Raw genomic sequence first — 13,006 nt, 5'->3', positions numbered from 1 at the left:
CGCCCCGGAACGCCGCCCCCGCCCCGTACCGGAACCGCTCAGGCCGTCGTGCCCGCCCGCAGCCTCTCCCGCGCCTCCATCAGCGCGAAGCCCAGCAGATTCAGCCCCCGCCACTGCTGCGGCCGCTCCACCCGCTCGTCGTCCGCCGTGAGCCCGACGCCCCAGATCCGGTCCATCGGGGACGCTTCCACCAGCACCCGGTCCCCGGTGCCCAGGAGGAAGCCGCCCAGCTCCGGGTCCTGCCCGAACTTGTGCGTGCTGCCCGCCACCACCAGGGCGAACCGCTCCCGTATCCACACGTCCTCGTCGAAGCCGCGCACCAGTCGGCCCGCCTTCTTCGCCGCCGCCGGGCTCTTCGCCGACACCGCCGCCCGTTCCGCCTCCGGATCGCCGAAGAGCCGCGCCTTCGCGGCCATCATCCAGTGCTCGGCACTCGCGTAAGCGACCCCGTCCACCGTGAACGGCGACGGCCACCACTGGCTGAGGCAACTGCTCCCCAGCCGCCCGTCCGGGCGCGGCCGGTGCCCCCAGAACGGCAGATACTTCACCCGCTTGCCCTGCGCCACGTCCGCCAGAAGCTCATCGATCGGTCCCATGGCATGTGAGTGTGGCATCCGCCACTGACACTCCGTACGGGGATTTCCGCACCGACACGACACATGGTCGACAGATTCCGTCGCGTAACCAAAAGGCAACAACGGAATCACTTGTTGGGCTCGAACCCCTCTGTCAGGATCGGCACTCAATTCACGAAGAAGCTACGCCGACCCCGCCCAGCGGGTACAGCGGCGGAGGAGAGCGTCATGAGCAACGGCTTCCAGGTTCAGGACCGCTTCGCGGAAGGTGCGCAGTACATCGGCGGCAAGCTGCTCCCCGGCACGTCCGGCAACCACCACGAGGTGGTGAACCCCGCGACCGGCGAAAGCGTGCTCCGCTACGAGCTGGCGGGCGCCGACGACGTGGACGCGGCCGTCGCCGCCGCCCGCGCCGCCTTCCCCGGCTGGTCCGGCGCCACCCCGGGCGAACGCTCCGAGGCGATGCACCGCTTCGCCGCGGTCCTCGCCGAGCAGGCGGACGACTTCGCTTACGCCGAGTCCCTCCAGTGCGGCAAGCCGATCAAGCTCTCCACCGAGTTCGACGTCCCCGGCACCGTCGACAACGCCGCCTTCTTCGCGGGCGCGGCACGCCACCTGGAGGGCAAGGCCGCCGCCGAGTACGACGGCGACCACACCTCCTACGTACGCCGCGAGGCGATCGGCGTCGTCGGCTCCATCGCCCCCTGGAACTACCCCCTCCAGATGGCCGCCTGGAAGGTCCTCCCGGCCGTCGCCGCGGGCAACACCATCGTCCTCAAGCCCGCGGAGCTGACCCCGCTCACCTCGCTGATGTTCGCCCAGGCGGCCACCGAGGCGGGCATCCCCGACGGCGTCATCAACATCGTCACCGGCGCGGGCAAGGACGCCGGCGAGCACCTCGTCGGCCACCCCGACGTCGTGATGACCTCCTTCACCGGCTCCACCGCCGTCGGCAAACGGGTCGCGGAGATCGCCACCGCCACCGTCAAGCGCCTCCACCTGGAGCTCGGCGGCAAGGCCCCCTTCGTGGTCTTCGACGACGCCGACCTGGAGGCCGCCGTCCACGGCGCGGTCGCCGGATCCCTCATCAACACCGGCCAGGACTGCACCGCCGCCACCCGCGCCTACGTCCAGCGCCCGCTCTACGACGCCTTCGTCCGGGACGTCGCCGCGCTCATGGAGACCGTCCGGCTCGGCGACCCCTTCGACGCCTCGACCGACCTCGGCCCCCTGATCAGCCACGCCCAGCGCGACCGCGTCGCCGCCTTCGTCGAGCGGGCCCGCGGCTACGCCCGGGTCGTCACCGGCGGCGAGGCCCCCGGCGGCGACCTCGCCGACGGCGCGTACTACCGGCCCACCCTCGTCGCGGACGCCGCCCAGGACAGCGAGATCGTCCAGTCGGAGCTCTTCGGCCCCGTCCTCGTGGTGCTGCCCTTCGACACCGACGACGAGGGCATCGCGCTCGCCAACGACACCCCGTACGGACTGGCCGCCTCCGCCTGGACCCGCGACCTGTACCGCGCGAACCGCGCCACCCGCGAGATCCAGGCGGGCTGTGTGTGGGTGAACGACCACATTCCGATCCTCTCCGAGATGCCGCACGGCGGATACAAGGCCAGCGGCTTCGGCAAGGACATGTCGGCGTACTCCTTCGAGGAGTACACGCAGGTCAAGCACGTCATGTACGACAACACCGCGGTCGCCCGCAAGGACTGGCACCGCACGATCTTCGGGGACCGATAGCAGCTGCCGCGCGACCAGGGCCCACGGGCCCGAGCGGCCTCCCACCCGAAAGGGCAACGCGTATGGAGAGTTACGAGCCCGAGCGCCTCTCGTCCGCCCAACTGGCGGCCATGAGGCGATCCCTGACCAGCGGACGGGGCGCCCTCACCCGCCGCTCGCTGCTGCGCGCCTCCGGCATGGGCGCGCTCGCACTGGGCGGCATGGCCACCCTCGGCGCGTGCGGCATCCCGCCCGCCAAGCGCGCCGACGCCGGTGTGGCCTCCGACGACCACTCGGCCAAGGAGAAGGAAGCCACCTTCTCCAACTGGACCGAGTACATGGACGTCAGCGAGGACGAGAAGGGCCGCCCCACCCTGGAGGCCTTCACCAAGCGCACCGGGATCAGGGTCAAGTACACCGAGGACATCAACGACAACGTCGAGTTCTTCGGGAAGATCAAACCGCAGCTCGCGGCCGGCCAGAACACCGGACGCGACCTCATATGCGTCACCGACTGGCTCGCCGCCCGCATCATCCGGCTCGGCTGGGCGCAGAAGCTCGACCCCTCGAACCTCCCGCACGCCTTCGCGAACGTCTCCGCCCAGTTCCGCACCCCCGACTGGGACCCGGGCCGCGCCTACTCCTACCCCTGGACCGGCATCCCGACCGTCATCGCGTACAACGTGAAGGCGACCGGCGGCCGCAAGGTCGACTCCGTCACCCAGCTGCTCGACGACCCGAAGCTCAAGGGCCGCGTCTCCTTCCTCTCCGAGATGCGCGACACCATCGGCATGACCCTCCTCGACCAGGGCAAGGACCCGGGGAAGTTCACCGACACCGACTTCGACGGCGCGATCGGCCGCCTCCAGAAGGCCGTCGACAAGAAGCAGATCCGCCGCTTCACCGGCAACGACTACACCGCCGACCTCAGCAAGGGCGACATCGCCGCCTGCGTCGGCTGGGCCGGGGACATCATCCAGCTCCAGGCCGACAACCCGGACATCGAGTTCGCGATCCCGGCCGCCGGATACATCACCTCCAGCGACAACCTCCTGGTCCCCGCGCAGGCCCGGCACAAGACCAACGCCGAGAAGCTCATCGACTACTACTACGAGCCGCCGGTCGCCGCCCAGCTCGCCGCGTACATCAACTACGTCTGCCCGGTCGACGGCGTACGCGAGGAACTCGCCAGGATCGACGCGTCGATGGCCTCCAACACGCTGATCCTTCCCGACAAGGAGATGGCGGCGAAGTCCCGCTCCTTCCGCTCCCTGAGCACGAAGGAAGAGACGGCGTACGAGGAGAAGTTCGCCAAGCTCATCGGCGCCTGACCACGGACACCGCCGGACCCGCCGCCGGACACCCCGCCGGCCGCATCACGGGACGAACGGTCCGGAGGCCCGGCCCGCCCGAGGGCACCCCTTTCCCCGAACTCCCCCCGAACACACTGGGACTGCGACCCATGACACAGCAGCAGCAGACCGCGGGCGGCGATGTCCGCCTCGCCGGGATCAGCAAGACCTACGGCTCCTTCACCGCCGTGCAGCCGCTCGACCTCACCGTGCCCCAGGGCTCCTTCTTCGCCCTGCTCGGCGCGTCCGGCTGCGGCAAGACCACCACCCTGCGGATGATCGCGGGCCTGGAGGAGGCCACCACCGGCACGGTCTTCCTCGGGGAGAAGGACATCACCGACCTGCCCCCGTACAAGCGGCCCGTCAACACCGTCTTCCAGAGCTACGCGCTCTTCCCGCACCTCGACATCACCGAGAACGTCGCCTTCGGGCTGCGCCGGCGCGGCATCAAGTCGGTGAAGAAGCAGGTCGACGACATGCTGGAGCTCGTCGAGCTCGGAGATTTCGCCCGCCGCAAACCGCACCAGCTCTCCGGCGGCCAGCAGCAGCGCGTCGCCGTCGCCCGCGCGCTCATCAACCACCCGCAGGTCCTGCTGCTCGACGAACCGCTCGGCGCCCTCGACCTCAAGCTCCGCCGTCAGATGCAACTGGAGCTCAAGCGGATCCAGACCGAGGTCGGCATCACCTTCGTGCACGTCACCCACGACCAGGAGGAGGCCATGACCATGGCCGACACCGTCGCGGTGATGAACGGGGGCCGCGTCGAGCAGCTCGGCGCGCCCGCCGACCTCTACGAGAACCCGCGCACCACCTTCGTCGCCAACTTCCTCGGCACGTCCAACCTCATCGAGGGCGAGGTCGTCTCCACGGGGGGCGATCTGGTGGTGGCCGCCGGCGGCGGCAGGCTCACCCTGCCCCGCGAGCGATGTTCCGCCCCCACGACGAGCGGCGGCCGGCTCCTCCTCGGGATCCGGCCCGAGAAGATATCCCTGGCCCACGCGGACGACGCGGAGTCCATAGCCGCCGGCCGCAACCGCGTCACCGGCCGCATCGTCGACTCCAGCTTCATCGGCGTCTCGACCCAGTACGTGGTCGAGAGCCCGGCGGGCAAGGCGCTCCAGGTGTACGAGCAGAACGTCGACCGGCGCACGGGACTCCTTCCCGGCGCCGAGGTGATCCTGCACTGGAACCCCGCCCACACCTTCGGACTCGACGCCGACCAGGACATCGACGCCGGCGTGGAGAGCGTGGAGGACGCGGCGTGAGCCTCACCGAGGCGCCGCCCGCGCCCCCTTCGCAGCCGGAGGAGCCCAGGGAGCTCAAGCTCCGCAAGCCCTCCACCCGCAAACGCCTCGTGCCGTACTGGCTGCTGCTCCCCGGCATCCTCTGGCTGGTCGTCTTCTTCGCCCTGCCGCTCGTCTACCAGGCCTCCACCTCGGTCCAGACCGGCTCGCTGGAGCAGGGCTTCGAGGTCACCTGGCACTTCCAGACGTACGTGGACGCGCTGCGCGAGTACTACCCGCAGTTCATCCGGTCCCTGCTGTACGCGGGCACCGCCACCATCCTGTGCCTGCTGCTGGGCTATCCGCTCGCCTACCTCATCGCCTTCAAGGCGGGCCGCTGGCGCAACCTGGTGCTCGTCCTGGTCATCGCCCCGTTCTTCACCAGCTTCCTCATCCGTACGCTGGCCTGGAAGACGATCCTCGCCGACGGCGGCGCGGTCGTGGACGTGCTGAACACCCTGCACGTCCTGGACGTCACCAGCTGGCTCGGCTGGACCGAGTCCAACCGGGTCCTCGCCACCCCGATGGCCGTCGTCTGCGGCCTCACGTACAACTTCCTGCCTTTCATGATCCTGCCGCTCTACACCTCGCTGGAGCGGATCGACGGCCGGCTGCACGAGGCGGCGGGCGACCTCTACGCCACCCCCGCGACCACCTTCCGCAAGGTGACGTTCCCGCTCTCCATGCCCGGCGTCGTCTCCGGCACCCTGCTGACGTTCATCCCGGCCAGCGGCGACTACGTCAACGCCGAGCTGCTGGGCTCCACGGACACCAAGATGGTCGGCAGCGTCATCCAGAGCCAGTTCCTGCGGGTCCTGGACTATCCGACGGCCGCCGCGCTCTCGTTCATCCTCATGGCGATCGTCCTGCTGGCGGTCACCTTCTACATCCGCCGCTCCGGGACGGAGGACCTGGTCTGATGCCCGTACTGCGCTGGATACGCCGGAACCTGGTCGTCATCGCTGGTCTGCTGACCCTCGCGTACATGATCCTTCCGAACATCGTCGTGATGGTGTTCTCGTTCAACAAGCCCAACGGGCGGTTCAACTACGCCTGGCAACGGTTCTCGCTGGACGCCTGGAAGGACCCCTGCGGCGTCGCCGACCTGTGCGGCTCGCTCTCCCTCTCCCTCCAGATCGCCTTCTGGGCGACGCTCGGGGCGACCGCGCTCGGCACGATGATCGCGTTCGCGCTGGTCCGCTACCGCTTCCGGGCGCGCGGCGCGATCAACTCGCTGATCTTCCTGCCGATGGCGATGCCCGAGGTCGTCATGGCCGCGTCCCTGCTCACGCTGTTCCTGAACATGGGCGCCCAGCTCGGCTTCTGGACCGTGCTCATCGCCCACATCATGTTCTGCCTCAGCTTCGTGGTCACGGCCGTCAAGGCACGTGTCATGTCGATGGACCCGCGACTGGAAGAAGCCGCCCGCGACCTGTACGCGGGCCCCGTGCAGACCTTCGTACGGGTGACCCTCCCCATCGCGGCCCCGGGAATCGCGGCGGGAGCGATGCTGGCCTTCGCGCTCTCGTTCGACGATTTCATCATCACGAATTTCAACGCGGGCTCCACCGTCACGTTCCCCATGTTCGTCTGGGGATCGGCACAGCGCGGCACGCCCGTGCAGATCAACGTCATCGGCACCGCCATGTTCATCATTGCGATATCGGTGGTTCTCGTCGGCCAGCTCATAGCGAGCCGACGGAAGAACAACGCTCGACCCTGAATTTCCTGAAGGAGTTGGAAACCATGGCCCCAGCTGCCATGCGTACTGCTGCCGCACGATCGATCGCCGGCGCCAAGCCGGTCTCCTACTGGCTCGACGACCCGGCCGAACCCGATGCGCTGCCCGCCCTCACCGGCGACGAGCACACCGACCTGCTGGTCGTCGGCGGCGGCTACAGCGGTCTGTGGACCGCGCTCATCGCCAAGGAGCGGGACCCGGACCGGGACGTCGTCCTCATCGAGGGGCACGAGGTGGGCTGGGCCGCCTCGGGCCGCAACGGCGGCTTCTGCGCCGCCTCCCTCACCCACGGCCTGGCCAACGGCGTGGAGCGCTGGCCCGACGAGATCGCGAAGCTGGAGGAGCTGGGGGAGCGGAACCTCGACGCCATCGAGGCCGCGGTCGCCCGCTACGGCATCGACTGCGAGTTCGAGCGCACCGGCGAGATCGACGTCGCCACCGAACCCCACCAGCTCCAGGAGCTGCGGGAATGGCACGAGGAGATCGTGGGCCTCGGCATCACGGGCGTGGACTTCCTGGACCGTGATGCCCTGCGCGCGGAGGTCGACTCGCCCACCTTCCTCGGCGGGCTCTGGGACCGGCGCGGCGTCGCGATGCTGCACCCGGCGAAGCTCGCCTGGGGCCTCAAGCGCGCCTGCCTGGAGCTGGGCGTACGGATCCACGAGCACACCCGGGGCCTGGACCTGGTCCGCTCCGGATCGGGAATGGCGGTCCGCACCCCGTACGGGCGGGTCTTCGCGCGCCGCGTCGCCCTCGGCACCAACATCTTCCCGTCGCTCGTCAAGCGGATCCGCCCGTACACCGTGCCCGTCTACGACTACGCGCTGATGACCGAACCGCTCACCCCGGAGCAGCTCGCCTCCATCGGCTGGAAGGGCCGTCAGGGGCTCGGCGACAGCGCCAACCAGTTCCACTACTTCCGGCTTTCCGCGGACAACCGGATCCTGTGGGGCGGATACGACGCGATCTACCCGTACGGGGGCCGGCTGAGCGCCGATCTCGACCAGCGTCCGGAGACGTTCCTGAAATTGGCGGAGCAGTTCTTCACCTGCTTCCCGCAGCTTTCCGGACTGAATTTCTCGCACGCCTGGGGCGGTGCGATCGACACCTGTTCCCGCTTTACGGCGTTCTTCGGCACGGCCCATCAGGGGCGGGTCGCGTACGCCGCCGGATACACCGGTCTCGGCGTCGGTTCGACCCGCTTCGGGGCCGATGTGATGCTCGATCTGCTCTCCGGCGAGGAGACGGCACGGACCCGCCTGGACATGGTCCGGTCCAAGCCGATGCCGTTCCCGCCGGAGCCCTTCGCCTGGGCCGGGATCGAGATCACCAAGCGGTCCCTGGCCCGCGCCGACAGCAACGGCGGGCACCGGAATCTGTGGCTGAGGAGCATGGACAAGCTGGGCCTCGGCTTCGACAGCTGACCTGCCCCGATCCGGGATCCGGCACTGTGACCCACTTCACTACCAACTAGTAGCTTCAACCCGCGTCATAGTCGGCGCCGAACGCTCTCCCGTACGTGTACGCACCGGCGGAACCCCGCCGGTGCTCACCTCAACGGGAGGCTGGTCATGACGGGCTCGGAAACGAAAGCCGCGGTCGAGTGGCTCACATCGGTGGCACCGGACCCGGCTGCCTGCCGGTGGGAGTGGGAGCGTCATCCGCAGGGGATCGCGCTCCTTCCGGCCGGCAGGCGCTGGGACGTTCTGATCCTTCCGGGCGGGCTGGGCCACCCGACGCTCGACGTCCTCACCCGCCTGATCGACCATCCGGGACCCGTTCTCGCCGACTTCGGGGAGTCGCGCATGGGCTTCTTCGTCCCGCCGGGCACCGTCTCCCGCTGGATCGGCACCGGGATCAGGGGCTGCGGCCGGGGCACCTGGATCGTCGTTCCGTACCCGGGGCGGGTCACCGGGGGAGTGCGCTGGCTGGTCCCGCCGGACGGCTCGGGGACTCTTACCGACGCCGGGCTCCTCGAACTCGCGATGCACGAGGCGGCGGGCGCGGCCGCCCGGGACGCCCGTGGGGAGCGCCCGGAGGGCTGAGCCGACCGCCAGAGGTCTTGACAACCTCATTGGTCTGGACCATGTTGTGCGCACGCCAACCCCGAATTTCCCCCTGCGCGGAGGCTGTTGTGGAACGCACCGGACCAACTGTCAGATTTTCCAGACTTCTGGCCGTCTGCTCGGCCGGCCTGCTCGCCGCCGGAGCCCTGGCCGTCTCGGCCCCGGCGGCAGGCGCCGCCGATGTGGACCTGGCACGCAACGGCGGTTTCGAGGCGGGCCTGGACGGCTGGAACTGCGCGAACTCCAGCGGGGCGGCCGTCTCCACGCCCACCCGCAGCGGCACCTCGGCGCTCAGGGCGACCCCGGCGGGCAGCGACCACGCCAAGTGCTCCCAGAGCATCACGGTCAAGCCCAACTCCTCGTACACGCTGAGCGCCTGGGTGCAGGGCAGTTACGTCTACCTCGGCGCCTCCGGCACCGGCACCACCGACGTCTCCACCTGGACCCAGTCCCCCGGTGCGTGGAAGCAGCTCACCACCACCTTCAAGACCGGCCCCTCCACCACCTCCGTGAGCGTCTACACCCACGGCTGGTACGGCACCCCGGCCTACTACGCCGACGACCTCACCCTCGTCGGCCCCGGCGGCGACCCCGTCGTGATCCCGGCCGTCCCCGCCGGCCTGAAGACCACGGCGATCACCTCCTCCTCCGTCGCGCTCTCCTGGAACGCCGTCTCCGGCGCGAGCGGCTACCACGTCTACCGAGGCGGTACGAAGGTGGCCTCGGCCACCGGTCCCTCCGCCACCGTGGCGGGCCTGACCGCCTCCACCGCGTACAGCTTCCAGGTCACCGCGGCCAACGCGGCCGGCGAGTCCGCGAAGTCGGCCGCCATCAACGCGACCACCACGGCGGGCGGCGGAGGCGGCGACACCAAGCTCCCGCCCCGCGCCCTCGTCGGCTACCTGCACTCCAGCTTCGCCAACGGCTCCGGCTACACCCGGATGGCGGACGTGCCCGACTCCTGGGACGTCATCAACCTCGCCTTCGGTGAGCCCACCTCCGTCACCTCCGGCGACATCCGCTTCGCGCTCTGCCCGGTCGCCGAGTGCCCGAACGTCGAGTCCGAGGCGGAGTTCAAGGCCGCGATCAAGGCCAAGCAGGCCGCGGGCAAGAAGGTGCTGATCTCGATCGGCGGCCAGAACGGACAGGTGCAGCTCGGCTCCACCGCGGCCCGGGACGCCTTCGTCACCTCCGTCTCGAAGATCATCGACACCTACGGCCTGGACGGCCTGGACATCGACTTCGAGGGCCACTCCCTCTCTCTCAACACCGGCGACACCGACTTCCGCAGCCCCACCTCACCGGTGATCGTCAACCTGATCTCCGCGGTGAAGTCCCTCAAGGCGAAGTACGGCCCGGACTTCGTGCTCACGATGGCGCCCGAGACCTTCTTCGTGCAGCTCGGCTACCAGTTCTACGGCTCCGGCCCCTGGGGCGGCCAGGACCCGCGCGCCGGCGCCTACCTGCCGGTCATCCACGCCCTGCGCGACGACCTGACCCTGCTGCACGTCCAGGACTACAACTCGGGCCCGATCATGGGCCTGGACAACCAGTACCACACCATGGGCGGCGCGGACTTCCACATCGCGATGACCGACATGCTGCTCGCGGGCTTCCCGGTGGCGGGCAACACCAGCCGGGTCTTCCCGGGCCTGCGCCCCGACCAGGTCGCCATCGGCCTCCCGGCCTCCACCCAGGCGGGCAACGGCCACACCACCCCGGCCGAGGTCAACAAGGCGCTCAACTGCCTGACCAAGAAGACCGACTGCGGCTCCTACCAGACCCACGGGACCTGGTCCGACCTGCGCGGCCTGATGACCTGGTCGATCAACTGGGACCGCTTCAACAACTGGGAGTTCTCGAAGAACTTCGACGCCTACTTCGGCAACTGACCCACCACAGGGGCGCGAGCACGCAAGGCCCCAGGCACCAACTGGCCAGCACGTCCAGCGGCCAGTGGTAGCCGTGCAGCACCAGACCGATGCCCGTCGCCGTGGTCAACAGGATCGCGGCGACGGGCATCATCCACGCCCGGGGCCAGGACGCCTCCCGGAGCCATGACGGACGGGGGAGGGCCAGCAGCACCAGGGCCGTGGCCCCGTACGCCACCGCGGCCGTCGCGGTGTGACCGGACGGGTAGTAGTTGACCGCCTCGGTCAGCGGTCCCTGCCGGGCGGTGGCCACCTTCAGCGGGATCACCAGCGCGGGCACCGCCGCCATGGTGAGGGCCGCGCACACGGCGAGCCGCAGGGCGCGACGCCACAGGGCGTACGCGATCGCGCAGGTCAGCACCACAAGCGCCACCGGCATCCCGCCGAGGTCGGAGAGCACCTGCGTCAGCCCGGCCGGGCCGTGGCCGAACAGTTCCCTGCCCACGCGCTCGTCGAGCCGCAGCAGCGGACCCTCGACGGCGACCTGCCAGGTGATCAGCGCGAAGAGGGCCGCGAGCAGACCGAGGAAGCCGAGAACGAGAGGGGCCGGCCACCCGGGAACAGGGGGGGTTGTTCCGGGATGGCCGGCGAGATCGGTTCGCCGCGCGCCCCGGGGGGTGTGGGGCGGGCGGCCGTCCGATCGGTGAGGAGTCCCGGAGCCGGAGGCTCCGGTGTGCGCGAACGCACGCCCGGGACGGCGCTGGGGAAGCCCCGGCCCGGCGTCGGCCGCGGTTTCCCGCGACCGAGGTGTTTCTCTCATCTGCAGAAACCGTACGGCAGCGGAGAGGTGGCCGACAGTCGCCACCACCTCCCGCCATCGCCCCCGCACACGTTCTTCACAGGCCCTCACCCGGATGGCGGACGGAAGCGGCGAAAGGCCGCCCCCGCCCGTTCCCGGGTTCGAGGGATCAGAGCGTGCCGAATGCCTGCTCGATCACGTCGAGGCCCTCGTTCAGCAGGTCCTCGCCGATCACCAGCGGCGGCAGGAAGCGCAGGACGTTGCCGTACGTACCGCAGGTCAGAACCATGACGCCCTCGGCGTGACAGGCCTTCGCGAGCGCGCCGGCCGCCTCCGGGTACGGGTCCTTCGTGCCGGACTTCACGAGCTCGATCGCGATCATCGCGCCGCGGCCCCGGATGTCGCCGATGATGTCGCCGTTCGGCAGCTTCGCGCGCATCTCGGCCAGGCGGCCCTTCATGACCTCCTCGATCCGCTTGGCCTTCCCGTTCAGGTCGAGCTCGCGCATCGTCTCGATGGCCCCGAGCGCACCGGCGCAGGCCACCGGGTTACCGCCGTACGTACCGCCCAGGCCACCCGCGTGCGCGGCGTCCATGATCTCGGCGCGGCCCGTCACGGCGGACAGCGGGAGACCGCCGGCGATGCCCTTGGCGGTGGTGATCAGGTCCGGGACGATGCCCTCGTCCTCGCAGGCGAACCACTGTCCGGTACGGCAGAAGCCGGACTGGATCTCGTCCGCGACGAACACGATGCCGTTGTCCTTCGCGAACCGCGCGATCGCCGGGAGGAAGCCCTTGGCCGGCTCGATGAAGCCGCCCTCGCCGAGCACCGGCTCGATGATGATCGCGGCGACGTTCTCCGCGCCGATCTGCTTGGTGATCTCGTCGATGGCCTGCGCGGACGCCTCGGCGCCGGCGTTCTCGGGCCCGGTCGGCCAGCGGTAGCCGTAGGCGACCGGGACACGGTAGACCTCGGGCGCGAACGGGCCGAAGCCCTGCTTGTACGGCATGTTCTTCGCCGTCATGCCCATCGTGAGGTTGGTGCGGCCGTGGTAGCCGTGGTCGAAGACGACGACGGCGGTGCGCTTGGTGTGGGCGCGGGCGATCTTGACCGCGTTCTCGACGGCCTCGGCGCCCGAGTTGAACAGCGCGGACTTCTTCGCGTGGTCGCCCGGCGTCAGCTCGGCGAGCTGCTCGCAGACCTCGACGTACCCCTCGTACGGCGTGACCATGAAACAGGTGTGGGTGAAGTCGGCGAGCTGCGCGGAGGCCCGCCGCACGACGGCCTCGGCGGAGGCGCCCACGGAGGTCACGGCGATCCCGGACCCGAAGTCGATCAGACGGTTGCCGTCCACGTCCTCGATGATCCCGCCGCCCGCACGGGCGGTGAACACCGGCAGGGTGGAGCCCACACCTGCGGCGACGGCGGCGAGGCGGCGGGCCTGAAGCTCCACCGACTTCGGGCCGGGGATGGCAGTGACGACGCGGCGCTCCTGCGGGATGGTGCTCATAAGGGCTCCTGGAGGGTCGGGCGCTTCCGAAGTCAGCGCGGGGTCTGGATTCCGAAGCTTTCGATGGCTTTGTTCGCAGGCTAGGGG

General features: G+C 69.8%; 11 protein-coding genes. 8 read left to right on the top strand and 3 right to left on the bottom strand.

The window, feature by feature from the left end:
- Nucleotides 1-38: 38 nt before the first annotated feature.
- Nucleotides 39-596: an NADAR family protein gene (locus tag HET64_RS28220; RefSeq protein ID WP_215109979.1), complete on the bottom strand. Its 558-nt coding sequence runs from the start codon at nt 594-596 to the stop codon at nt 39-41.
- Nucleotides 597-803: 207 nt separating this feature from the next.
- Here HET64_RS28220 and HET64_RS28215 point away from each other — a divergent pair, with 207 nt between their 5' ends.
- The 8 genes from HET64_RS28215 (at nt 804) to HET64_RS28180 (ending at nt 10,631) form a co-directional block, all read left to right on the top strand.
- Complete coding sequence (locus HET64_RS28215) at nt 804-2,318, top strand: gamma-aminobutyraldehyde dehydrogenase (protein ID WP_215109978.1); 1,515 nt, start codon at nt 804-806, stop codon at nt 2,316-2,318.
- A 62-nt stretch (nt 2,319-2,380) separates the two neighbouring features.
- Nucleotides 2,381-3,628, top strand: a complete 1,248-nt coding sequence (locus tag HET64_RS28210; protein ID WP_215109977.1) for a PotD/PotF family extracellular solute-binding protein — start codon at nt 2,381-2,383, stop codon at nt 3,626-3,628.
- A gap of 131 nt (nt 3,629-3,759) precedes the next feature.
- Nucleotides 3,760-4,914, top strand: a complete 1,155-nt coding sequence (locus tag HET64_RS28205; protein WP_215109976.1) for an ABC transporter ATP-binding protein — start codon at nt 3,760-3,762, stop codon at nt 4,912-4,914.
- Nucleotides 4,911-5,852 (top strand): ABC transporter permease, encoded by a 942-nt coding sequence (locus HET64_RS28200; protein ID WP_215109975.1) that lies wholly within the window; start codon nt 4,911-4,913, stop codon nt 5,850-5,852. The genes HET64_RS28205 and HET64_RS28200 overlap by 4 nt, the downstream gene beginning before the upstream one ends.
- Complete coding sequence (locus HET64_RS28195; protein WP_097962347.1) at nt 5,852-6,655, top strand: ABC transporter permease; 804 nt, start codon at nt 5,852-5,854, stop codon at nt 6,653-6,655. The genes HET64_RS28200 and HET64_RS28195 overlap by 1 nt, the downstream gene beginning before the upstream one ends.
- A 23-nt stretch (nt 6,656-6,678) precedes the next feature.
- Entirely contained in the window at nt 6,679-8,097 is a 1,419-nt protein-coding gene (locus HET64_RS28190; protein ID WP_215109974.1) for an FAD-binding oxidoreductase, read from the top strand.
- Nucleotides 8,098-8,244: 147 nt separating this feature from the next.
- Entirely contained in the window at nt 8,245-8,718 is a 474-nt protein-coding gene (locus tag HET64_RS28185) for a bifunctional DNA primase/polymerase (protein WP_215109973.1), read from the top strand.
- A gap of 89 nt (nt 8,719-8,807) precedes the next feature.
- Entirely contained in the window at nt 8,808-10,631 is a 1,824-nt protein-coding gene (locus tag HET64_RS28180) for a chitinase (protein ID WP_215109972.1), read from the top strand.
- Here the strand turns inward: HET64_RS28180 and HET64_RS28175 are convergent.
- Together HET64_RS28175 and gabT are read right to left on the bottom strand one after the other, a co-directional pair.
- The gene (locus tag HET64_RS28175) at nt 10,582-11,430 is read right to left on the bottom strand and encodes a phosphatase PAP2 family protein (protein WP_215109971.1); all 849 of its coding nucleotides are present in this window, start codon (nt 11,428-11,430) and stop codon (nt 10,582-10,584) included. The two genes, HET64_RS28180 and HET64_RS28175, sit on opposite strands and share 50 nt — an antisense overlap.
- Before the next feature lie 148 nt (nt 11,431-11,578).
- Nucleotides 11,579-12,919: a 4-aminobutyrate--2-oxoglutarate transaminase gene (gene gabT / locus HET64_RS28170; RefSeq protein ID WP_215109970.1), complete on the bottom strand. Its 1,341-nt coding sequence runs from the start codon at nt 12,917-12,919 to the stop codon at nt 11,579-11,581.
- Nucleotides 12,920-13,006 lie beyond the last annotated feature (87 nt).

The organism is Streptomyces sp. McG3 (genome assembly GCF_018619185.1).
In the GTDB taxonomy this organism is placed as follows: Bacteria; Actinomycetota; Actinomycetes; order Streptomycetales; family Streptomycetaceae; genus Streptomyces.
Note: the sequence above shows the minus strand (reverse complement) of the source record. Positions and strands in the feature narration are given on the sequence as shown.